We start from the raw sequence: 20,786 nt of genomic DNA, 5'->3' as shown, positions 1-20,786 counted from the left end.
TCCCGGGTGACGGCACCACCCGCAGCACCGCGTGTCGACGACACGCACCGACCGTGCGGTCCCACCCCCCATCAGGGGGCGGGGCCGCACGGTCCCGCGAGGCGGCACTCCTGCCGCGTGCCGGGCCACCGCCCGGCCCCTCGCACGACGCGGCCTCCGCCGCGTCGCGTACCGACGAGAACTCCTGAGGTGAACGTGTTCGCATACGCCCTTCGACGCCTGTTCAGCGGTGCGCTGCTGCTCGTCGTGATGAGCATGGTCACCTTCCTGCTGTTCTACGCCAGCTCCAGCACCCCCGAGCGCTACGCCTGCGGTCAGAAGTGCACCGCCCAGCAGCTCGAGCAGACCAAGGCCGCTCTCGGCTACGACGAGCCGATCACCACCCAGTGGGCCAAGTTCGCCAAGGGCGTCGTCGCGGGCCGCGAGTTCCCCGACGACGAGGCGCTGCGCGAGGCCGCCCCCGAGCTGGTCACCCAGTGCGAGGCCCCCTGCCTGGGCTACTCCACCGGCTACGGCGAGACCGTGCGCGACCTGATCTCCGACCGGCTCCCGGTCTCGGTGTCGCTCGCCCTGGTCGCCTTCGCACTCTGGATCATCATCGGCGTCCTCCTGGGCGTGATCGCCGCGTTGTTCAAGGGACGCGCTCTCGACCGCGGCATCGTCGCCCTGTCCCTGATCGCCTTCGCCTTCCCGACCTTCTTCGTCGGCCAGATCTTCCTGACCTACGTCTCCATCCGCTGGGGCCTGGTCGACACCCCGCGCTATAGCCCGATCGCGGAAGCCGGCCCGTGGGCCTGGCTCACGGGGCTGATGCTGCCGGCGATCACGCTGGCTCTGGTCTACATGGCCGGCTACATCCGCATCACCCGGGCCTTCGTGCTCGAGACCCAGACCGAGGACTACATCCGCACCGCGCGGGCCAAGGGCCTGCCGCAGCGCACCGTGATCGGCAAGCACACGCTGCGCGCCGTGCTGACGCCGCTGGTGACCCTGTCGGGGCTCGACCTCGCCGGCCTGCTCGGTGGTGCGATCATCACGGAGTCCATCTTCAACTTCAACGGTGTCGGCAAGCTGTCGGTGACCGCGATCGCCCGCTTCGACCTCCCGCTCATCGTGGGGATCGTGCTGCTGGTCGCCGCCATCGTGATCACCGCCAACATCATCGTCGACATGCTGTACGCGGTCATCGACCCCCGCGTCCGGCTCGGATAAGGAGCACCTCGATGTCTGCCACGACCCAGACCGGTCCGGCACCCCGCCCGGCGGGGACGAGCGAGCCGCTGCTGGTGGTCGAGGACCTCAAGGTCCACTTCCCGACCAGCGACGGCGTCGTCAAGGCCGTCGACGGCCTCAGCTACTCCGTCGAGCGAGGCAAGACCCTCGGCATCGTGGGGGAGTCGGGCTCCGGCAAGTCGGTGTCGAGCTCGGCCATCATGGGCCTCTTCCACGGCTCCAACGCCCAGCTCGGCGGTCAGATCCGCGTCGACGGCACCGACGTGCTGCAGCTCAGCGAGAAGGAGATGCGCGGCCTGCGCGGCCGGGAGGTCTCCATGATCTTCCAGGACCCGCTGTCCGCCCTGCACCCGTACTACACGGTCGGCGCCCAGATCGTCGAGGCCTACCGCGTGCACCACGACGTCAGCAAGAAGGTCGCGCGCAAGCGCGCCATCGAGATGCTCGACCGCGTCGGCATCCCGCAGCCCGACCAGCGCGTCGACTCCTACCCCCACCAGTTCTCCGGCGGCATGCGCCAGCGCGCGATGATCGCCATGGGCCTGGTCAACGACCCGTCGCTGCTGATCGCCGACGAGCCGACCACGGCCCTCGACGTGACCGTGCAGGCGCAGATCCTCGACCTGCTCCAGGACCTCCAGCGCGAGTTCAACTCCGCGGTCATCATCATCACCCACGACCTCGGCGTGGTGGCCGAGATGACCGACGACACCCTGGTGATGTACGCCGGTCGCGGCGTGGAGTACGGCCCGACCAAGGAGATCCTCACCCACCCCGAGATGCCCTACACCTGGGGCCTGCTCTCCAGCGTGCCCGACGTCGTGGGCGACACCTCCGCCAAGCTGATCCCGATCCCGGGCAACCCGCCGAGCCTGCTCAACGCGCCCAGCGGCTGCGCCTTCCACCCGCGGTGCACCCACCGCGACAAGGTGCCCGGCGACCTGTGCACGACGACCCTGCCGGAGCTGGTGCCCGGCAACCGGTCGATGGGCCACCTCAAGCGGTGCCACCTCGCCGACCCCGAGGCCATCTACCAGACCGAGATCCTGCCTGAGATCGCGCCTGATCTCGTCGACGAGGAGCGTTGATGTCCACCACGGAGAACGGCGACCAGGTCGCCACCCGTCCCGAGCCCGTCGCGGCGCACGCGGCGTCGGAGAACCCCGAGGACGCCCGCACGCTGCTGTCGGTGGAGAACCTCAAGATGTACTTCCCGGTGAAGTCCTCCGGGCTCATCCACCGCAAGGTCGGCGACGTCCAAGCCGTCGACGGGGTCTCCTTCGAGGTCAAGGCCGGCGGCTCGCTGGGTCTGGTGGGGGAGTCGGGCTGCGGCAAGTCGACCACCGGCCGGCTCATCACCCGGCTCTACGAGCCCACGGCCGGACACATCCGCTTCGAGGGCGAGGACATCGCCTCGGTGCCCGAGCGCAAGCTCAAGCCGCTGCGCCGCGAGATCCAGATGATCTTCCAGGACCCCTACACCTCGCTGAACCCCCGCCACACCGTCGGGTCGATCATCGGCACCCCGCTGCGCATCCACAACGTGGTGCCCGAGAAGCAGGTCCTGCCACGGGTCAAGGAGCTGCTCGAGATCGTGGGGCTCAACCCCGAGCACTACAACCGCTTCCCCAACGAGTTCTCCGGCGGCCAGCGCCAGCGCATCGGCATCGCCCGCGCGCTGACCCTGAACCCCAAGCTGCTGGTGGCCGACGAGCCGGTCTCGGCCCTCGACGTGTCGATCCAGGCCCAGGTCATCAACCTGCTCCAGGACATCCAGCGCGAGTTCGGGGTGGCGTTCCTCTTCATCGCCCACGACCTGGCCATCGTGCGCCACTTCTGCCCCGAGGTCGCGGTGATGTACCTGGGCAAGATCGTGGAGATCGGCGACCGCGACAGCATCTACAACCAGCCGCGCCACCCCTACACCCAGGCGCTGCTCTCCGCGGTGCCCGACGTCAAGCAGGCCGCGGTCGGCGGCCGTCGCGAGCGGATCCAGCTCGAGGGCGACGTGCCGAGCCCGATCAACCCGCCCTCGGGCTGCCGCTTCCGGACGCGGTGCCCCATCGCGCAGGACATCTGCGCGCGCCTCGAGCCGCCGCTGCTGCAGATCGGCAAGAAGCACAAGGTCGCCTGCCACTTCCCGGGCGCGCTGGGCCAGCACCCCAACGAGCCGCTCACCGCGGGCATGCTGGGCGTCGACCACCAGGGCAACCCCGACCCCGGGGCCAGCCCCAGCCCCGACCTGACCGACAAGCCGGGCTACGACGACACCTGGTTCGACGTGGACACCAGGACTTTTGGCCGAGCCTGAGGGCCTCTTCGACACCGGTCCGCCGTCCCCTCCCCGAGGGGGCGGCGGCTCGCTGTCGGCCCAGCAGGGCATGGCCGCGCCGCTGGCGGTGCGGATGCGCCCGCGCACGCTCGACGAGCTGGTCGGCCAGCAGCAGCTGCGCGAGCCCGGGTCGCCGCTGCGCCAGCTGATCGACGACCAGCGCTCCCTGTCGCTGCTGCTGTGGGGGCCGCCCGGCACGGGCAAGACGACGATCGCCTCCATCGTCAGCCAGTCCACCGACCGCCGCTTCGTCGAGGTCTCGGCGGTCTCGGCCGGGGTCAAGGAGGTGCGCGCGGCCATCGACGCCGCGCGCGCCGAGCTGGCCCGAGGCGGCGCGGAGACGGTGCTCTTCGTCGACGAGGTGCACCGCTTCAGCAAGGCCCAGCAGGACGCCCTGCTGCCCGGGGTGGAGAACCGCTGGGTCTCGCTGGTCGCCGCGACCACGGAGAACCCCTTCTTCAGCGTCATCTCGCCGCTGCTCTCGCGCAGCCTGCTGCTGCGCCTGGAGTCGCTGAGCGACGACGACGTGCGCGGGGTCATGGGCAGCGCGCTCGCCGACGAGCGGGGTCTGGGCGGGCGCTTCACCGTCGACGACGACGCCCTCGACCACCTCGTGCGGCTCGCCGGCGGCGACGCCCGGCGCTCGCTGACCTACCTCGAGGCGGCCACCGGCGCCGCCGCCGCCCGGGGCACGAGCGTCGTCGACCTCGCGACGGCCGAGACCGCCGTCGACCGGGCCGCGGTGCGCTACGACCGCCAGGGCGACCAGCACTACGACGTCACCAGCGCCTTCATCAAGTCGGTGCGCGGGTCGGACGCCGACGCCGCGCTGCACTACCTGGCGCGGATGATGGAGGCGGGGGAGGACCCGCGCTTCATCGCCCGGCGCCTGGTCATCCTGGCCAGCGAGGACATCGGCCTGGCCGACCCGACCGCGCTGACCACCGCGGTGGCCGCCGCCCAGGCCGTGCAGCTCATCGGCATGCCCGAGGCGGGTCTCAACCTCGCCCACGCCACGATCGCGCTGGCGGTGGCCCCGAAGTCCAACGCCGTCACCACCGCGATCGCCGCCGCGAGCGCCGACGTGAAGGCGGGCAGGATCGGGCCCGTGCCGTCGCACCTGCGCGACGCGCACTACGGCGGCGCCAAGAAGCTGGGCCACGGCACGTCCTACGTCTACGCCCACGACGCCCCGTTCGGCATCGCCGAGCAGCAGTACGCCCCCGACGTCGTGGCCGACGCCAGCTACTACCAGCCCACCGACCACGGCGCCGAGGCCGCCGTGAAGGAGCGCTGGGAGCGCATCAAGCGGCTGGTGCGGGGCCGCGCTCGTGGCCGCTGACCCCGCGATAGGGTCGGTCACCATGACGCAGCAGTGGAGCACGGCGGGGTGGGCGCTGGCGGTGGTCCTCGCTCTGGGCGTGCTGCTGCTCGCCGCCCTGGTCGCGACCGGCCTGGCGCTGCGCGGCGTACGACGCTCCGCGGCGCGGGCCGAGGCGGAGGCGAGGACGGCGACCGCGCAGCTGCGCGAGCGCCTCGAGCTGCTGGAGCGCCGTCTCGTCGCCCTCGACGCCCCGGCGCGGGCGCGGGCGGCGGAGGAGGAGTTCGTCATCACCCACCTCGGCGCCGACGACGCGGTCGACGAGACCACGGCACGGGCGGACGGCACGTCGCCGGCCGCCCGCCCCGACGCGCCCCTCTTCGCCGACCTCGTGCTGCGCGAGTCGGTCGTGCAGGCCGCCTCGCTGGCCGCCGGTGTGCGTCGCGCCCTCGGCCCCGAGGTGCGCCACCGCGTGCGGCTGGAGATGCGCCGCGAGGTCAAGCGCGCCCGCAAGCAGCGCCGCACCGACCAGCGGGAGGCGCGCCGCGCCGCGCAGGCCCGGCAGCGCGCCGGCCTCGACCTCTCGCGGGAGCCCGCGGCGTGAGGCGGGCCGCATGAGCCGGGGGCTGTGGTTCGCCGCAGGGGCGGGCGCCGGGGTGTGGGCCATGGTGCGGGGGCGCCGCGTGGCCGAGGCCCTCACGGTCGACGGGATGCGCGACCGGGTCGGCGCCGCCGTGGTCGGGGCCCGGATCCTGCGCGAGGAGGTCGCCCAGGGCCGCGCCGACGCCGAGCCCGCCGTGCGGGCCCGGGTGGGCGGGGCGCTCCAGGGGGCCGCCCGCCCGGAGCTCAGCGCCCCGCCGCCCGTCGCGGACCCGGCGGCCGACACCCCCACCGGCACCGGCACAGGCACCGGCACGAGCACCGCCACAGACCCGAGCACCGACACCGCCGCCCGCGCGACCAGCGCGGACCGGCACCACCCAGGACAGGAAGGCAGCTGATGGAGACCGCGGAGATTCGCCGGAGGTTCCTCGCGCACTTCGAGCGCGCGGGCCACACCCCCGTCCCGTCGGCGTCGCTGCTGCTCGACGACCCCAACCTGCTCTTCGTCAACGCCGGCATGGTGCCCTTCAAGCCGTACTTCCTCGGCCAGGAGACCCCGCCCTACGACAAGGCGACCAGCGTGCAGAAGTGCGTGCGCACCCCCGACATCGAGGACGTCGGCAAGACCACCCGCCACGGCACGTTCTTCGAGATGTGCGGCAACTTCTCCTTCGGCGACTACTTCAAGGAGCGGGCCATCGAGCTGGCCTGGGACCTGGTCACCAAGCCGCAGTCCGACGGTGGCTGGGGCTTCGACGAGGCCAGGCTCTACCCCAGCGTCTACGTCGACGACCCCGAGGCCGTCGCGCTGTGGCGCAAGATCACCGGACTGCCCGACGACCGGATCGCGCGGCTGGGCAAGTCGGAGAACTACTGGTCGATGGGCGTGCCCGGCCCCGGTGGCCCGTGCTCGGAGATCCTCATCGACCGCGGCCCCGCCTACGGCGCCGACGGCGACTTCTCCGCCGAGGACCGCTACCTGGAGTTCTGGAACCTCGTCTTCATGCAGGACGAGCTCTCCGCGGTGCGCTCGAAGGAGGACTTCGACATCGCCGGCTCCCTGCCGAAGAAGAACATCGACACCGGCATGGGTCTCGAGCGCGTCGCGTTCATGACCCAGGGCGTCGAGAACATGTACGAGATCGACGTCATGTTCCCCGTGATCCGGATGGCCGAGCAGCTCACCGGGCGCCGCTACGGCGCCGACCCGGTCGACGACGTGCGCTTCCGGGTCGTGGCCGACCACGTGCGCAGCGGCATGATGCTCATCGGCGACGGCGTGACCCCGGGCAACGAGGCCCGCGGCTACGTGCTGCGCCGGCTGCTGCGGCGGGCCGTGCGCTCGATGCGGCTGCTGGGCTACGAGGACCCGGCGCTGCCCGAGCTGATGCCGGTCAGCCGCGACAAGATGGGCGAGACCTACACCGACCTCCACACCGACTGGGACCGCATCTCGCGCGTGGCCTTCGCCGAGGAGGAGGCCTTCCGCAAGACCCTCCAGGCCGGCACCCACATCTTCGACCTGGCCGCGGGCCAGGTGAAGCAGGCCGGCGGCACCCGCCTGGCCGGCGACCAGGCCTTCGCGCTGCACGACACCTACGGCTTCCCGATCGACCTGACGCTGGAGATGGCCTCCGAGGCCGGGCTGAGCGTCGACGAGGAGGGCTTCCGCGCCCTCATGGGCGAGCAGCGCCAGCGCGCCAAGGACGACGCGCGCTCCAAGAAGGGCCAGCACGCCGACACCGGGGTCTACCGCGGCATCCTCGACGGCCACGGCCCCACGGAGTGGCTGGCCTACGAGACCCTCGAGACCGAGTCGCGCGTGCTGGCGGTGCTCGCCGGCGGCGTCGGCGTGCCGGTGCTGCGCGAGGGCGAGGTCGGCGAGGCCGTGCTCGACCGCACGCCCTTCTACGCCGAGTCGGGAGGGCAGGTCGCCGACGCCGGCCGGCTCGTCGCCGACGGTGCGCTGCTCGAGGTGCTCGACGTCCAGCGTCCGGTGCGCGGCCTCGTCGTCCACCAGGTGCGGGTGCTCGAGGGCGAACTCGTGCAGGACGCCACCCTCCACGCCCGCGTCGACCCCGCCTGGCGCACCGGCGCGCGGCAGGCGCACTCCGGCACGCACGTGGTCCACGCCGCGCTGCGCGAGGTGCTCGGCCCCTCGGCGCTGCAGTCGGGCTCCTACAACCGCCCGGGCTACCTGCGCCTCGACTTCGGCTGGACCACCGCGCTCGACCCCGACCAGGTCCGACAGATCGAGCAGGTCTCCAACGCCGCGCTGCGCGCCGACCTGCCTGTGGGCTGGCAGTACATGACCCTGCCCGAGGCCAAGGACTGGGGCGCCATCGCGCTCTTCGGCGAGACCTACGACAACACCAAGGTCCGTGTCGTCGAGATCGGCGGCCCCTGGTCGCGCGAGCTGTGCGGCGGCACCCACGTCGACCACTCCTCCCAGATCGGCACGATCGTGGTGACCGGTGAGGCGTCGGTGGGCTCGGGCAACCGCCGCATCGAGGCCCACACCGGCATCGAGGGCTTCGACTACCTCGCACGCGAGCGCGACGTCGTCGGCCAGCTGACCACCCTGCTCAAGACCCGGCCCGACGACCTGGTCGGACGCGTCGGCGACCTCGTCGAGCGGCTGCGCGCCGCCGAGAAGGAGGTCGAGAGGGCTCGGCTCGCCCAGCTCCTCGCCGGCGGCGAGACCATCGCCGCACAGGCCAGGCAGGTCGGGCCGGTGCACGTCGTGGCCCACCGGGTCGACGGTGCCGGGGGCGGTGACGCGCGCACCCTGGCCATGGACGTGCGCGGTCGGCTGCCCCAGGGCGAGCCCGGCGTGGTGGTCGTGATCGGTGTCGTCGACGACAAGGTCGCCGTCGTCGCCGCCACCAACGACGCCGCGCGCGAGCGCGGCCTCTCCGCCAACGACCTGGTCCGCGCCGTCGGCCCGCTGGTCGGGGGCAAGGGCGGGGGCAAGGCCGACGTCGCGCAGGGCGGCGGCACCGACGCCTCCCGCGTCGACGAGGCCCTCGACCTGGTCGTCGCCGAGGTCGGCCGCACGGCAGGGGCCTGAGCGGTGCGCCACGGAGTCAGGCTCGGCATCGATCCGGGCGACGCCCGGATCGGCGTCGCCCGCAGCGACCCGACCGGCTTCCTGGCCACACCGGTGGAGACGGTCAAGCGGGGCCGGGGCGACCTGGCCCGCCTGGCTGCCATCATCGCCGAGATCGGCGAGGACTCCGAGGTGCTCGAGGTGGTCGCTGGCCTGCCGCGGTCGCTGTCGGGCGGGGAGGGTCCGGCCGCGGCCAAGACCCGGGCGTGGGCGGCGACGCTGGCCCGCCGTGTGGCCCCGGTGCGGGTGAGGCTGGTCGACGAGCGGCTCACCACCGTGTCGGCGGAGGCTATGCTGCGCGGCAGCCCAGGGGGCGTCCGCAAGGGCCCCAAGCAGCGGTCCGTGGTCGACCAGGCCGCGGCGGTGCTGATCTTGCAGCACGCACTGGACACCGAGCGCGCCACCGGGAACCCTCCCGGCGAGCTCCTCGGTGACGACGTCGAGGAGCAGCATGAGTGAGCACGACCGCGACCCCGCGGACGGCGCCCCCAGGGACGCGGCCCCGGACGACGGTGCGGCCCACGCAGCGGCGTACCCCGATCAGCCCGAGCACCCCGAGCACGACGACTCCCCGCTGCCGCTGAGCAGCGCCCCCGACCTCGGCGGGCGCCGTCGCAAGGAGCGCAGCCGCCTGCCCGGCTGCCTCGCGGTGCTGGTGGCGCTGGCCGTGCTCGTGGGCGGCGGCTACCTGGTCTACGACCGGGCGAGCAGCTTCATCGCCGACCAGTTCAGCGACCCGGAGGACTTCGAGGGCCCCGGCTCGGGGCGCGTGCAGTTCGAGGTCGCCTCCGGCGACAGCTCCACCCAGATCTGCCGCAACCTCAAGGACGAGGGCGTCGTGGCCTCGGTCGACGCCTGCGTCGGTGCGGCCACCGACAACCCCGACTCCGCGGCCATCCAGGCCGGCTTCTACCGGCTCAAGGAGGAGATGTCCTCGGCCGACGCCATCGACGTGCTCGTCGACCCGGCCAACGTCATCACCGACTCCGTCACCATCCCCGAGGGCCTGCGCGTCGTCGACATCGTGGCGATCCTGGCCGAGCAGACCAAGGTCACCACCGCCGAGCTCGAGGCCGTGCTCGACGACCGGCGCCTGCTCGCCGACCTCGGGCTGCCCGACTACGCCGAGGGCAACCCTGAGGGCTACCTCTTCCCCTCGACCTACGCCTTCGCGCCGCGCGAGGACGCCGAGGGCATGGTGCAGGCGATGCTCACCCGGTGGCGCCAGGCCGCCGACGACGCCGACCTCGAGGCCTCGGCCGAGCGGCTCGGCATCAGCCCCCAGGAGCTGATGACCATCGCCAGCCTCGTCGAGGCCGAGGGCCGCGGCGACGACATGCCCAAGGTGGCACGGGTCATCTACAACCGGCTCAGCCCCGACAACGACGAGACCGCCGGTCTGCTGCAGATCGACGCCACGGTCAACTACGCCCTCGGGGAGTCGGGCATCGCCCGCCTCACCACCGACGAGATCGCGTCGGTGGCCGACTCGCCCTACAACACCTACGAGCAGCCCGGCCTGCCGCCGACCCCGATCGAGGCGCCCGGCGACGCCGCTATCGCGGCGGCCGCCGCGCCGGCGGAGGGCGACTGGCTCTACTACGTCACGGTCGACCTGCGCACCGGGGAGACCAAGTTCGCCGACACCTACGACGAGTTCCTGGTCTACGAGGCGGAGTTCGACGAGTACTGCGCCACCCAGTCCGACCGCTGCTGAGGCGGCCCTGATGCGCTGCGCCGTCGTCGGCGACCCCGTCGGTCACTCGCTCTCACCCGTGCTGCACCGGGCGGCCTACGCTGCGCTCGGCCTGGACTGGACCTACGAGGCCCTGCGCGTCGCCTCCGGCACGCTGCCGGAGGTGCTCGCGGGCCTCGACGACTCGTGGCGCGGGCTGTCGCTCACGATGCCGCTCAAGCGCGAGGTGATGGCCCTGGCCGTCGGCGCCCGCGGCGAGGTCACCGAGCGGGCCCGGCTCGTCGGCGCCGCCAACACCCTGCTGGTCGACGAGCCCCGTCTGCGCGCCGACAACACCGACCTCCCCGGCGCCGTCGCGGCGGTGCGTGAGCGGTGGGACGGCGAGGTGACGCGGGCCGTCGTGCTCGGCGGGGGCGCCACGGCTGCGTCCACCGGGCTCGCCGCCTGCGAGCTGGGCGCCCGCGAGGTCGTGGTGCTCGCGCGCACCCCGGAGCGCGCCGCCGAGACGGTCGACGCGATCCGCCGCCACCCCGGCGGGGTCCACGTGAGGGTGCTGCCCCTCACCACGCCGGCCGAGGAGGTCGGCCCCGCCGAGCTGGTGGTCTCCACGGTGCCGGCGTCCGCCCAGACCCCCGACCTGGTGCTGCGCTGGGCCCGCACGCCGGTCGTCTTCGAGGTCGTCTACGACCCGTGGCCGACGCCGCTCGCTGCGGCCGCGGCCGACGGCACCGTGCTGGTGACCGGCCTCGACCTGCTGGTGCACCAGGCCGCCCTCCAGGTGGAGTTCATGACCGGACGTCCCGGCCCCGTCGACGTCATACGCGCCGCGGGCGCGGCCGCGCTCGCGGCGCGGGCACCGGCGTGAGCGACGCCGCGGCCGAGCTCCTCGTCGTGGCCCTCGCCGTCCTCGGCTGCGGTCTCGCCGGGCTGGGCGTGCCCGCGCTGATCCGGGCGCTGCCCGAGCCCCCCGCACCCGCGTCAGCCGCGGATACCCCTGCGGATCCCCCTGCCGATCCCGCCGCCGGTGCTGCGACCGGGACCCTCGCGGGCGCGGAGGCCCCTCACGGGCCGACCACCGGGTCCGGACCGGCGAGCGCCGCCCGGCCCGCCGAGCCGCCCAAGCCGCTCTACGTCGACCTCGCGGCACGTCCCCACCTGGGCCCGTGGGTGGCCCTCGTCTCCGCCATGGCCGGCGGGCTGGTCGCCCGTGCCGCGCTCGGTGACGGGCTGACCGAGGAGACCGCGTGGGCCCTGGCCTACGCGCTGCCGGTGGTGCCGCTGTGCGTCGCCCTGGCCTACGTCGACGGCCACACCCGCCTGCTGCCCTCGCGCCTCGTGCTCCCGGCGACCGGCGCGCTGGTGCTGCTCGCGCTGGGGGAGTGGGTGGTCACCGGCGAGCACGACGCGGTCCTGCGCGCGGGCGTCGGCCTGCTCGTCGCGCGCTCGCTCTACTGGCTGCTGTGGGCCGTGCACTCCGCCGGCATGGGCTTCGGCGACGTGCGCCTGGCCGCGCTGCTCGGGCTCGTGCTCGGCCGCCTCGGCGTCGCCGAGCTCGTCGTCGGCGTCTACGCCGGCTTCCTCGTCTTCGGCCTGCCGGGTCTCCTGCTCGCCCTCGTGCGCCGCGACCGGGCCCTCCTCAGGGCCGCCTACCCCTTCGGGCCGTTCATGGTGGTGGGCGCGCTGATCGGCGTGCTGACCGGACCCGCCGTGATCGACTCCCTGCTGCGCTGACGCGGGAGCGCTGCGGGGCCGGTCTCGGGACGCGACGGGGGTCGTCGGCCCCGCGCGGCGCCGTGGGAGACTGCCGTCATGCTGCGTTGGCTCACCGCGGGCGAGTCCCACGGCCCCTCCCTGGTCGCCGTCCTGGAAGGGCTCCCCGCCCACGTCCAGGTCACGAGCGACGACATCGCCGACTCCCTGGCCCGCCGCCGTCTCGGCTACGGCCGCGGTGCGCGGATGAAGTTCGAGCAGGACCAGGTGACGATCACCGGTGGCGTGCGCCACGGGGAGACCCAGGGCGGACCGGTCGCGATCATCGTCGGCAACACCGAGTGGCCCAAGTGGGAGAAGGTCATGTCGGCCGACCCGGTCGACGCCGAGGCGCTGGCCTCGCTGGCCCGCAACGCGCCGCTCACCCGGCCCCGTCCCGGTCACGCCGACCTGGCGGGCATGCAGAAGTACGACTTCCCCGACGCCCGCCCGATCCTGGAGCGGGCCTCGGCCCGCGAGACCGCCGCCCGGGTCGCGCTCGGCCGCGTGGCCAGCAACTTCCTGGCCCAGGCCTGCGGTGCCACCATCCTCTCCCACGTCATCGAGCTCGGCGGCGTGCGCGCCCCCGAGGGGCTGTGGCCGGGTGAGGGCGACCTCGAGCGCCTCGACGCCGACCCCGTGCGCTGCCTCGACCCCGCGACGAGCGAGGCGATGGTGGCGCGCATCGACCAGGCCCACAAGGACGGCGACACCCTCGGCGGCGTCGTCGAGGTGGTCGTGCACGGACTCCCGCCGGGTCTGGGCTCCCACGTCCACTGGGACCGGCGCCTCGACTCGCGCCTGGCCGGAGCGCTCATGGGCATCCAGGCCATCAAGGGCGTCGAGGTCGGCGACGGCTTCGCCCTGGCCGCCACCCCCGGGTCGCTGGCCCACGACGAGATCGTGCCCACCCCCGAGGGCATCCGCCGCACGAGCGGCCGCTCCGGGGGCACCGAGGGCGGCATGACCACCGGCGAGGTGCTGCGCGTGCGCGCGGCCATGAAGCCGATCGCCACCGTGCCCCGCGCGCTGCGCACCGTCGACGTCGCCACCGGCGAGGAGGCGGTGGCCCACCACCAGCGCTCCGACGTCTGCGCCGTGCCGGCCGCCGGTATCGTCGCGGAGGCCATGGTCGCCCTCGTCGTGGCCGAGGCGCTGCTGGAGAAGTTCGGCGGCGACGCGCTGTCGGAGACCCGGCGCAACGTCGAGACCTACCTCGACGCACTGACCTACCGGTGAGCGCAGGCAGCCCCGCCGTCCGTCCCCGCGTCGTGCTCGTGGGGCCCATGGGCGCGGGCAAGACCACCGTCGCCGACCTGCTGGGCGCCCGCTGGGGCGTCGGGGTCCGCGACACCGACCGTGACGTCGAGGCCGCCGAGCAGCGCGCGATCTCCGACATCTTCGTCGACGACGGGGAGCAGCACTTCCGCGACCTCGAGGCCGCGGCCGTCGCCGCCGCGCTCGCCGAGCACCCCGGTGTGCTGGCCCTCGGCGGGGGAGCGGTGCTGCGCGAGGACACCCGCGCCCTGCTCGCCGGCCACGTGGTCGTGTTCCTGCGCGTGGGGCTCGCCGACGCGGCCTCCCGGGTCGGTCTCGGGGTCGCCCGACCGATGCTCATGGGCAACGTGCGCGGACGGATGAAGCAGCTGCTGGAGGAGCGCACGCCCGTCTACGAGGCCGTCGCCACCCACGTCGTCGACACCGACGCCCGCACCCCCGACCAGGTCGCCGACGCGATCGAGGAGCTCCTGCCGTGACCGACCCGACCGACGGCCCGACCGACGGCCCGATCGACGACCCGACCCGACCGTCCGACGCGACGGTGCTGCACGTCGGCGGCGCGTCGCCCTACGACGTGGTGGTGGGCCACCGGGTCACCGACCGCCTCCACGACCTGCTCGGCCCCGGCGTGCAGCGCGTGGCGTTCCTCTACGCCGGGGCCCTCGGCGAGCTCGCCCAGCCCGTCGTCGACGCGCTGCGGCCCCACCACGACGTCCTGGCGCTGGGCCTGCCCGAGGGCGAGGCCGCCAAGACCGCCGGCGTGCTGGTCGACGTCTGGGAGGCGCTCGGCGCGGCGGGCTTCACCCGCTCCGACGCCGTCGTCACCTTCGGCGGCGGCGCCACCACCGACCTGGGCGGCTTCGTCGCGGCCAGCTGGCTGCGCGGCGTGCGGGTCGTGCACGTGCCGACCACGCTGCTGGCGATGGTCGACGCCGCCGTGGGCGGCAAGACCGGCATCAACACCGCGGCGGGCAAGAACCTCGTCGGCGCCTTCCACGAGCCCGCCGGCGTGCTGTGCGACCTGGCCCTACTCGAGGGGCTGCCCCGCGAGGAGCTCGTCGCAGGGCTCGGCGAGGTCGTCAAGTGCGGCTTCGTGGCCGACCCGGTCATCCTGGACCTGGTGGAGGCCACCGACCCCGCCGACCTGGTCGCGGGCTCGCCGGTGCTGCGCGAGCTCGTCGAGCGCGCCATCCGCGTCAAGGTCGACGTCGTCGTGGCCGACCTGCGCGAGACCGGCGGGGCCGACGGCCACCCCGGTCGCGAGGTGCTCAACTACGGCCACACCCTGGGCCACGCCATCGAGCGCGCCGAGGGCTACGCCATCCGTCACGGCGAGGCCGTCGCGATCGGCTGCGTGTTCGTCGCCGAGCTGGCGCACCGGGCGGGCAGCCTGCCTGCAGCCGTCGTCGAGCGGCACCGCAGCGTGCTCGCCCGGGTCGGCCTGCCCACCGGCTACGCCGGGGCGGCGTACGACGACCTGCTGGCCACGATGCGGGTCGACAAGAAGACGCGCGGCGACCAGCTGCGCTTCGTGGTGCTCGACGACGTCGCGCGACCGCGCGTGCTCGCCGGGCCCTCCGACGACGACCTGCGCGCGGCCTTCGCCGCCGTCACGACCGACGCGGGGAGCACGGCCACCACGGGAGAGGGCGCATGAGCGTCCTCGTGCTCAACGGGCCCAACCTCGGCCGGCTCGGCAGGCGTCAGCCGGAGATCTACGGCTCCACCACCCACGCCGAGCTCGCCACGCTGTGCGTCGAGTGGGGCCGCGACCTCGGGCTCGAGGTCGAGGTGCGCCAGACCAACCACGAGGGCGTGATGGTCGACTGGCTCAACGCCGCGGCCGACGACGGCCACCCGGTGGTGCTCAACGCCGCGGCGTGGACGCACTACTCCTACGCCGTCTACGACGCCTGCGCCCAGCTGACCGCACCCCTGGTGGAGGTGCACATCTCCGACCCCCACGCCCGGCCCGAGGAGTTCCGCCACCACTCGGTGGTCACCCCGCACGCCGTCGAGGTGGTCAAGGGCCTCGGTGTCGACGGCTACCGCGTGGCGCTCGAGGTCGTCGCGCGCAGCAGCGCCGGCTGACCGGCCCCACCGCCGAGTGCGGGGCTGCGGTCCGCGCCCGGTAGACTCAGGCGTTCGTCCGAGACGCCTCGGGCGACACTCCGACTCCCCGACGCAGTGAGGCTGAACCGCGCAGATGGCATCGACCAACGACCTCAAGAACGGCATGGTTCTCAACATCGACGGTCAGCTCTGGGCTGTCGTCGAGTTCCAGCACGTGAAGCCCGGCAAGGGCCCCGCCTTCGTGCGCACCAAGCTGCGCAACGTCGAGTCGGGCAAGAACGTCGACAAGACCTTCAACGCCGGCACCAAGGTCGAGACCGCGACCGTCGACCGCCGCACCATGCAGTACCTCTACAACGACGGCACCTCGTTCGTCTTCATGGACGTCGCCACCTACGACCAGCTCGAGGTCGCCCCGGAGATCCTCGGCGACGGCGCGAACTTCCTCCTGGAGAACCAGGAGGCCATCGTGGCCACCAACGAGGGCCGCGTGCTCTTCGTCGAGCTCCCCGCCTCGGTCGAGCTCGTCATCACCTTCACCGAGCCCGGCCTGGCCGGTGACAGCGCCACCGGCCGCACCAAGCCGGCCACGCTCGAGACCGGCCACGAGATCCAGGTGCCGCTCTTCATCAACCAGGGCGAGAAGGTCAAGGTCGACACCCGCGACTCTTCCTACCTCGGTCGCGTCAAGTCCTGATGGCGGCCCGCTCCAAGGCCCGCAAGCGGGCGCTGGACGTGCTCTTCGCCGCCGAGATGCGCAGCGAGGCTCCCCTGGAGCACCTCGAGCGCGCCGTCGCCGACGGCGAGGGCCCGCAGCACGCCTACACCGGTGAGCTCGTGCGGGGCGTGGTCGAGCACCAGGCCCGCATCGACGAGTTGCTCGCGACCTACTCCGAGGGCTGGACCCTCGACCGGATGCCGGCCGTCGACCGCAACGTGCTGCGCCTCGGCGTCTTCGAGCTGCTGTGGGCCGACGACGTGCCCGACCCGGTGGCCGTCTCCGAGGCCATGGCCCTGGTGCGCGACCTGTCGACCGACGAGTCGCCGTCCTTCGTCAACGGCGTCCTGGGCGCGGTCATGCGCGACAAGGCCTCCCTGGTCTGAGCGCCACGACCGCCCTCGGCGGCCGCCCCCGCCCGGGTCCCACGATCGGGTGATCCGTGGGCCCGCCAAGGCGGGCAGGCTGGCGCCATGAGCGAAGAAGTGAGCGTCGACCTCGTCGTCATCGGCCTCGGCCCCGGGGGCGAGGCCCTCGCCACGGGTGCGGCGCAGGCGGGGCTGCGGGTCGTGGCCGTCGACAAGCACCTCGTCGGCGGCGAGTGCCCCTACTACGGCTGCATCCCCACCAAGATGATGGTGCGCGCCTCCGACGCGCTCGCCGAGGCCCACCGCGTCGGCGAGCTGGCCGGCGATGCGACCGTCGTGCCGTCGTGGTCGCCGGTGGCCCGCCGCATCGACACCGAGGCCACCACCGGCTGGGACGACCAGGTCGCGGTGGACCGGCTCGTCGACGCCGGCGCCACGGTGGTCCACGGCGTCGGCCGCCTCGACGGCACCGGTCGGGTGGTCGTCGAGGCTCCCGACGGCGGCCGCACCACCTACGTCGCCCAGCGCGGCGTCGTGCTCAACACCGGCACCCGCCCCGCGGAGCTGCCCATCGACGGGCTCGCGGGCACGCCGTACTGGACCAACCGCGACGTCGTGCGCCTCACCGAGCTCCCGGGCTCGGCCGTCGTGCTCGGCGGCGGGCCGATCGGCTGCGAGATGGCCCAGGTGCTCGCCCGCTTCGGGGTGCGCGTGACGATCGTGCAGCACGGCGAGCGTCTGGTGCCCGGCGACGAGCCCGAGGCCGGGCGGCTGCTGGAGGAGGTCTTCGCCGCCGAGGGGATCCGGGTGATGACCGGCGTCGAGACCACCTCGGTCTCCTACGCCGAGGGCGCCTTCACCCTCGTCCTCGACGGGGAGGAGGGCGAGCGTCTCGTGGCCGACAAGCTGCTCGTGGCGGCCGGGCGCACCCCCAACCTCGACGACCTGGGGCTGGAGACGGTCGGCCTCGACCCCACCGCCCGCACGATCGAGGTCGACGAGCGCCTGCGGGCGGGCGACCGGCTGTGGGCCATCGGCGACATCACCGGCCACGGGGCCTTCACCCACGTGTCGATGTACCAGTCGGCGATCGCGACCCGCGACATCACCGGCGAGGAGGGCCCGGCGGCCCGCTACCACGCCGTGCCCCACACCACCTTCACCGATCCCGAGGTCGGCGGCGTGGGCCTCACCGAGCAGCAGGCCCGCGACGCCGGCCTGCGCGTGCGCACGGGCAGCGCCCCGCTCGAGCAGTCCTCGCGCGGCTTCACCCACGGCCCCGGCGGCCGCGGACTGGTCAAGGTGGTCGAGGACGCCGACCGCGGTGTACTGGTGGGGGCCACCGCCATGGGTCCCGCCGGTGGGGAGATCCTCGGCCTGCTCGCGCTGGCGGTGCACGCCGAGGTGCCGGTCGAGGTGATGCGCACGATGATCTACGCCTACCCCACCTTCCACCGCGCCGTCGAGACCGCCCTGGGCGACCTGTCCTGAGCCGGCGCGGGCGCCCCCGGGTCGGACGGCGCGAGGGCCTCACCCTCACAGGTGGCCCAGGACCCGGGCGCGGAGGGTCCCGGAGGGTCTAGGTTCAGCCTCCATGGGAGAGATGACGCGCAAGGCTGGCGACGCCACCGACCGGGCCGAGTCGAGCGACTGGCTCGACCACGCCGTGCGCGCGGGTCTCGTCGCCTACGGCGTGGTGCACCTGATGATCGCCTGGATCGCGCTCCAGCTCGCGCTGGGCGACCAGAGCGGCTCGGCGTCGAGCACGGGCGCGCTGCAGCAGCTGACCGACGAGCCCTTCGGCGAGCTGGCGATCTGGCTGATCGCGATCGGCATGCTGCTGCTCGTCGTGTGGCGCGTCCTCGAGGCCGTCGGGGGGCACCGCGGCGAGGAGGGCAAGGACCTCTGGCTCAAGCGGGCCTCGTCGGTGCTCAAGGGCGTCATCTACGCGGTGATCGGGTGGAGCGCCGTCCAGGTCGCCACCGGATCGGGCTCCAAGGGCGGCTCCGACGACACCACCGCCACGGTGATGAACATGTCGGGTGGGCAGTTCATGGTCGGCCTCGCCGGCGTGCTCGTCATCGCCTACGGCGTGGGTCAGATCGTGCGTGCCTGGACCGAGAAGTTCCGCGAGCACCTCACCGCGGAGGGCAAGAGCGGTGAGGCCGGGACGGCCTACATCTGGTTCGGCAAGGCGGGCTACGCCGCCAAGGGCGTCGCCATCGGCATCGTCGGCGGGCTCTTCCTCTACGCCGCCTACACCCACCAGGCCAAGAAGTCCGGCGGGCTCGACCAGGCCCTCCACAAGGTGCTGCAGCAGCCCTACGGCCCCGTGATGCTCGGCGTCATCGCCGTCGGCATCGGCTGCTACGGGCTCTTCTGCTTCGCCCGCGCGCGTCACCTCTCACGCTGACGTCGCCGGGACCACGGGGTCGGGCCGACCCGGTCGCCGCACCGAGCATGCTGGGGCGATGACCTCCACGCCCCCGCCGGTCGACCCGACCCCGCCGACCGGGCTCGTCGGCCTCACCGCCACCGACGCCGTCGGCGAGCTCGACGCCGCCGGCCGCCCCCACCGCCTGCTGCGACCGGGCACGATGCGCACCCTCGACTTCCGCCCCGACCGGGTCAACCTGCTCCTCGACGAGGACGACGTGGTCGTCGAGGTCACCCTCGGCTAGGCACCACGGCCAGGGCGCCGGCAGCCGCGGCACGAGCGGGTGTGGCACGGGCGGGTCGAGGGAAGGAGACCGGCACGCCCCGTCTCTCGGAGGACCCATGACGCAGCAGCAGCCGCACGACCCCCGGCCCGCGACCCAGCCCGGACCGCAGCTCGGGCCCCAGCCCGGGACCCCGCCCGGGTCGCGCCACGAGTCCGCCGACACCAGCGACCGGCTCCACCGGCCGGAGGACCTCGCGGCCCACGCCGCCGACCGTGCGCCGACCCCCGACCGCAGCGGCCCGCCCCCGGGCGACGGCTCCCCGGTCACCGACCACCTGGCCGACCCCCTGGGTGACCCCTTGACCGACCCCTTGACCGATCACCTGGCCACTCCGCCCGACGTGTCTCCGTCCGACCCGTCGGCCGACCCCGTGAGGGACGCCGACCGAGCCCCTGCCGGCCCCCCGCCGGCCGTGGGTCCGCCGCAGTGGACGCCGACCTCGCCACCACCGGCCTCCCCGGCCACCTCGCCGGCCCCGCCACCGTCCTCCCCGCCCGTTGGCCCGCCTGCTGGCCCGGCACCGACCGCCCCGCCGGCCACCGCGGGTGAGGCGGGCGCCGGCGGCGCACCGGCGCAGCCGCGACGCTTCATGTCGGCCACCGACTTCCTCGACCGCCGCGCCGACGTCGCCGACCACGGGCCGGCCACGTGGGGCTGGCGCGGACGGGTGCGGCGGTGGAGCGGTGGACTCCTCAGCCCGGCGATGGGCCGCGCGGAGGCCGCCCACGAGCGCGACCGCGCCGCGGTGCAGCGCGAGCTCTCGGGCCCGCGCACCATCGCCTTCGTCAACCCCAAGGGCGGGGCCGCCAAGACCACCGGCGTTCTGGCGGCGGGCTACACCTTCGGCACCGTGCGGGGCGGCGGAGTCGTGGCCTGGGACAACAACGAGACCCGGGGCACGCTGGGCATCCGGGGCACCCGCGGCCACCACCGCAACACCACCCGGGAGCTGCTCGGCGACCTCGGCCGCTTCGACGACGTCGCGCAGTCGCGCATCGGCGACCTGGGGTCCTACGTCCGCACCCAGGGCGACGCCCACTTCGACGTGCTGGCCTCCGACGAGCGGGCCGACGTCACCGGCACGATCCGCGCCGACGACTTCGCCGCCGTCCACGGGCTGCTCGAGCGCTTCTACCGGATCCTGCTCGTCGACACCGGCAACAACATGCGCGCCGAGAACTGGCTGGCCGCAGCCGCGGCCGCCGACCTGCTGGTGGTCACCAGCACCGTGCGGGAGGACACCGGCTACAGCGGGCTGTGGATGCTCGACGCCCTCCAGGACGCCGGTCACCCCGACCTCAAGCACAAGACGGTGACCGTGCTCTCCGACCCCTCCCCGAAGGTCGACGCGGCCCTGGCGCGCGACCTCGTCGACGTCTACGAGCAGCGCACCCGCGCGGTCTACCGCGTGCCCTACGACCCGGCGCTCGTCTCCGGCTCCGTCGTGCCCTACGCCCGGTTGTCCCAGGAGACGCGCCGCGCCTGGCTCACCGCCTGCGCCGGCATGGCCGCGACCCTGTGAGCCCGGCGGACACCGCCACCGGCCGCGGGGGCGCAGGGGCCTGAGGCCCTCCACGGGA

At 73.8% G+C, this 20,786-nt stretch carries 21 protein-coding genes; all 21 read left to right on the top strand.

Annotation, left to right across the window (positions count from 1 at the left end):
• The first annotated feature begins 189 nt into the window (after positions 1-189).
• The 21 genes from M3673_RS00400 (at position 190) to M3673_RS00300 (ending at position 20,728) form a co-directional block, all read left to right on the top strand.
• Positions 190-1,212: an ABC transporter permease gene (locus tag M3673_RS00400; RefSeq protein ID WP_251530748.1), complete on the top strand. Its 1,023-nt coding sequence runs from the start codon at positions 190-192 to the stop codon at positions 1,210-1,212.
• An 11-nt stretch (positions 1,213-1,223) separates the two neighbouring features.
• Positions 1,224-2,321 (top strand): ABC transporter ATP-binding protein, encoded by a 1,098-nt coding sequence (locus M3673_RS00395; RefSeq protein ID WP_251530746.1) that lies wholly within the window; start codon positions 1,224-1,226, stop codon positions 2,319-2,321.
• Positions 2,321-3,544, top strand: a complete 1,224-nt coding sequence (locus tag M3673_RS00390; RefSeq protein WP_285838957.1) for an ABC transporter ATP-binding protein — start codon at positions 2,321-2,323, stop codon at positions 3,542-3,544. Before M3673_RS00395 ends, M3673_RS00390 begins: the two co-directional genes overlap by 1 nt.
• The gene (locus M3673_RS00385; RefSeq protein WP_374108168.1) at positions 3,531-4,907 is read left to right on the top strand and encodes a replication-associated recombination protein A; all 1,377 of its coding nucleotides are present in this window, start codon (positions 3,531-3,533) and stop codon (positions 4,905-4,907) included. The genes M3673_RS00390 and M3673_RS00385 overlap by 14 nt, the downstream gene beginning before the upstream one ends.
• A gap of 22 nt (positions 4,908-4,929) precedes the next feature.
• Positions 4,930-5,490, top strand: a complete 561-nt coding sequence (locus tag M3673_RS00380) for a hypothetical protein (RefSeq protein WP_251530744.1) — start codon at positions 4,930-4,932, stop codon at positions 5,488-5,490.
• Between the two features lie 10 nt (positions 5,491-5,500).
• The gene (locus tag M3673_RS00375; protein ID WP_251530742.1) at positions 5,501-5,887 is read left to right on the top strand and encodes a DUF6167 family protein; all 387 of its coding nucleotides are present in this window, start codon (positions 5,501-5,503) and stop codon (positions 5,885-5,887) included.
• Positions 5,887-8,559, top strand: coding sequence for an alanine--tRNA ligase (gene alaS / locus M3673_RS00370; protein WP_251530740.1), 2,673 nt, complete (start codon positions 5,887-5,889; stop codon positions 8,557-8,559). The genes M3673_RS00375 and alaS overlap by 1 nt, the downstream gene beginning before the upstream one ends.
• 3 nt (positions 8,560-8,562) lie before the next feature.
• A complete protein-coding gene (ruvX, locus tag M3673_RS00365) occupies positions 8,563-9,057 on the top strand; it encodes a Holliday junction resolvase RuvX (protein ID WP_056904365.1) in 495 nt (164 codons plus the stop codon).
• The gene (gene mltG, locus M3673_RS00360; RefSeq protein ID WP_251530738.1) at positions 9,050-10,315 is read left to right on the top strand and encodes an endolytic transglycosylase MltG; all 1,266 of its coding nucleotides are present in this window, start codon (positions 9,050-9,052) and stop codon (positions 10,313-10,315) included. The genes ruvX and mltG overlap by 8 nt, the downstream gene beginning before the upstream one ends.
• Before the next feature lie 10 nt (positions 10,316-10,325).
• Positions 10,326-11,159, top strand: a complete 834-nt coding sequence (locus M3673_RS00355; protein WP_251530736.1) for a shikimate dehydrogenase — start codon at positions 10,326-10,328, stop codon at positions 11,157-11,159.
• A complete protein-coding gene (locus M3673_RS19470; protein ID WP_251530735.1) occupies positions 11,156-12,025 on the top strand; it encodes an A24 family peptidase in 870 nt (289 codons plus the stop codon). Before M3673_RS00355 ends, M3673_RS19470 begins: the two co-directional genes overlap by 4 nt.
• 78 nt (positions 12,026-12,103) lie before the next feature.
• Positions 12,104-13,282 (top strand): chorismate synthase, encoded by a 1,179-nt coding sequence (aroC, locus tag M3673_RS00345; RefSeq protein ID WP_251530733.1) that lies wholly within the window; start codon positions 12,104-12,106, stop codon positions 13,280-13,282.
• On the top strand, positions 13,279-13,800 hold the full coding sequence (locus tag M3673_RS00340) for a shikimate kinase (RefSeq protein WP_308196067.1): 522 nt from the start codon (positions 13,279-13,281) through the stop codon (positions 13,798-13,800). Before aroC ends, M3673_RS00340 begins: the two co-directional genes overlap by 4 nt.
• Positions 13,801-13,832: 32 nt before the next feature.
• The gene (aroB, locus tag M3673_RS00335) at positions 13,833-14,981 is read left to right on the top strand and encodes a 3-dehydroquinate synthase (protein WP_251532754.1); all 1,149 of its coding nucleotides are present in this window, start codon (positions 13,833-13,835) and stop codon (positions 14,979-14,981) included.
• The gene (locus tag M3673_RS00330) at positions 14,978-15,415 is read left to right on the top strand and encodes a type II 3-dehydroquinate dehydratase (RefSeq protein WP_251530731.1); all 438 of its coding nucleotides are present in this window, start codon (positions 14,978-14,980) and stop codon (positions 15,413-15,415) included. Before aroB ends, M3673_RS00330 begins: the two co-directional genes overlap by 4 nt.
• Positions 15,416-15,530: 115 nt before the next feature.
• Positions 15,531-16,094 carry an elongation factor P gene (gene efp / locus M3673_RS00325; protein ID WP_056862780.1) on the top strand — a complete coding sequence of 188 codons (564 nt, stop codon included), beginning with the start codon at positions 15,531-15,533 and terminating at the stop codon, positions 16,092-16,094.
• The gene (gene nusB, locus M3673_RS00320) at positions 16,094-16,501 is read left to right on the top strand and encodes a transcription antitermination factor NusB (RefSeq protein WP_056862781.1); all 408 of its coding nucleotides are present in this window, start codon (positions 16,094-16,096) and stop codon (positions 16,499-16,501) included. The genes efp and nusB overlap by 1 nt, the downstream gene beginning before the upstream one ends.
• An 87-nt stretch (positions 16,502-16,588) precedes the next feature.
• The gene (locus tag M3673_RS00315; RefSeq protein WP_193664181.1) at positions 16,589-17,974 is read left to right on the top strand and encodes an NAD(P)/FAD-dependent oxidoreductase; all 1,386 of its coding nucleotides are present in this window, start codon (positions 16,589-16,591) and stop codon (positions 17,972-17,974) included.
• Positions 17,975-18,077: 103 nt separating this feature from the next.
• On the top strand, positions 18,078-18,896 hold the full coding sequence (locus M3673_RS00310) for a DUF1206 domain-containing protein (RefSeq protein ID WP_082499979.1): 819 nt from the start codon (positions 18,078-18,080) through the stop codon (positions 18,894-18,896).
• 58 nt (positions 18,897-18,954) lie between these two features.
• Positions 18,955-19,164, top strand: coding sequence for an I78 family peptidase inhibitor (locus M3673_RS00305; protein ID WP_193664176.1), 210 nt, complete (start codon positions 18,955-18,957; stop codon positions 19,162-19,164).
• A gap of 631 nt (positions 19,165-19,795) precedes the next feature.
• Positions 19,796-20,728 carry a hypothetical protein gene (locus tag M3673_RS00300; RefSeq protein WP_193664174.1) on the top strand — a complete coding sequence of 311 codons (933 nt, stop codon included), beginning with the start codon at positions 19,796-19,798 and terminating at the stop codon, positions 20,726-20,728.
• The last annotated feature ends 58 nt before the right edge of the window (positions 20,729-20,786 follow it).

Source organism: Nocardioides sp. P86, assembly GCF_023712465.1.
Classification (GTDB): Bacteria; Actinomycetota; Actinomycetes; order Propionibacteriales; family Nocardioidaceae; genus Nocardioides; species Nocardioides kribbensis.
This window is presented reverse-complemented; position numbering and strand designations above follow the sequence as displayed.

Coding starts and splice junctions, on each gene's coding strand:
- M3673_RS00395 (WP_251530746.1), top strand. CDS start 1,224: ATGTCTGCCACGACCCAGACCGGTCCGGCACCCCGCCCGGCGGGGACG.
- M3673_RS00390 (WP_285838957.1), top strand. CDS start 2,321: ATGTCCACCACGGAGAACGGCGACCAGGTCGCCACCCGTCCCGAGCCC.
- M3673_RS00380 (WP_251530744.1), top strand. CDS start 4,930: ATGACGCAGCAGTGGAGCACGGCGGGGTGGGCGCTGGCGGTGGTCCTC.
- M3673_RS00375 (WP_251530742.1), top strand. CDS start 5,501: ATGAGCCGGGGGCTGTGGTTCGCCGCAGGGGCGGGCGCCGGGGTGTGG.
- alaS (WP_251530740.1), top strand. CDS start 5,887: ATGGAGACCGCGGAGATTCGCCGGAGGTTCCTCGCGCACTTCGAGCGC.
- mltG (WP_251530738.1), top strand. CDS start 9,050: ATGAGTGAGCACGACCGCGACCCCGCGGACGGCGCCCCCAGGGACGCG.
- M3673_RS00355 (WP_251530736.1), top strand. CDS start 10,326: ATGCGCTGCGCCGTCGTCGGCGACCCCGTCGGTCACTCGCTCTCACCC.
- aroC (WP_251530733.1), top strand. CDS start 12,104: ATGCTGCGTTGGCTCACCGCGGGCGAGTCCCACGGCCCCTCCCTGGTC.
- M3673_RS00330 (WP_251530731.1), top strand. CDS start 14,978: ATGAGCGTCCTCGTGCTCAACGGGCCCAACCTCGGCCGGCTCGGCAGG.
- efp (WP_056862780.1), top strand. CDS start 15,531: ATGGCATCGACCAACGACCTCAAGAACGGCATGGTTCTCAACATCGAC.
- nusB (WP_056862781.1), top strand. CDS start 16,094: ATGGCGGCCCGCTCCAAGGCCCGCAAGCGGGCGCTGGACGTGCTCTTC.
- M3673_RS00315 (WP_193664181.1), top strand. CDS start 16,589: ATGAGCGAAGAAGTGAGCGTCGACCTCGTCGTCATCGGCCTCGGCCCC.
- M3673_RS00310 (WP_082499979.1), top strand. CDS start 18,078: ATGGGAGAGATGACGCGCAAGGCTGGCGACGCCACCGACCGGGCCGAG.
- M3673_RS00305 (WP_193664176.1), top strand. CDS start 18,955: ATGACCTCCACGCCCCCGCCGGTCGACCCGACCCCGCCGACCGGGCTC.
- M3673_RS00300 (WP_193664174.1), top strand. CDS start 19,796: ATGTCGGCCACCGACTTCCTCGACCGCCGCGCCGACGTCGCCGACCAC.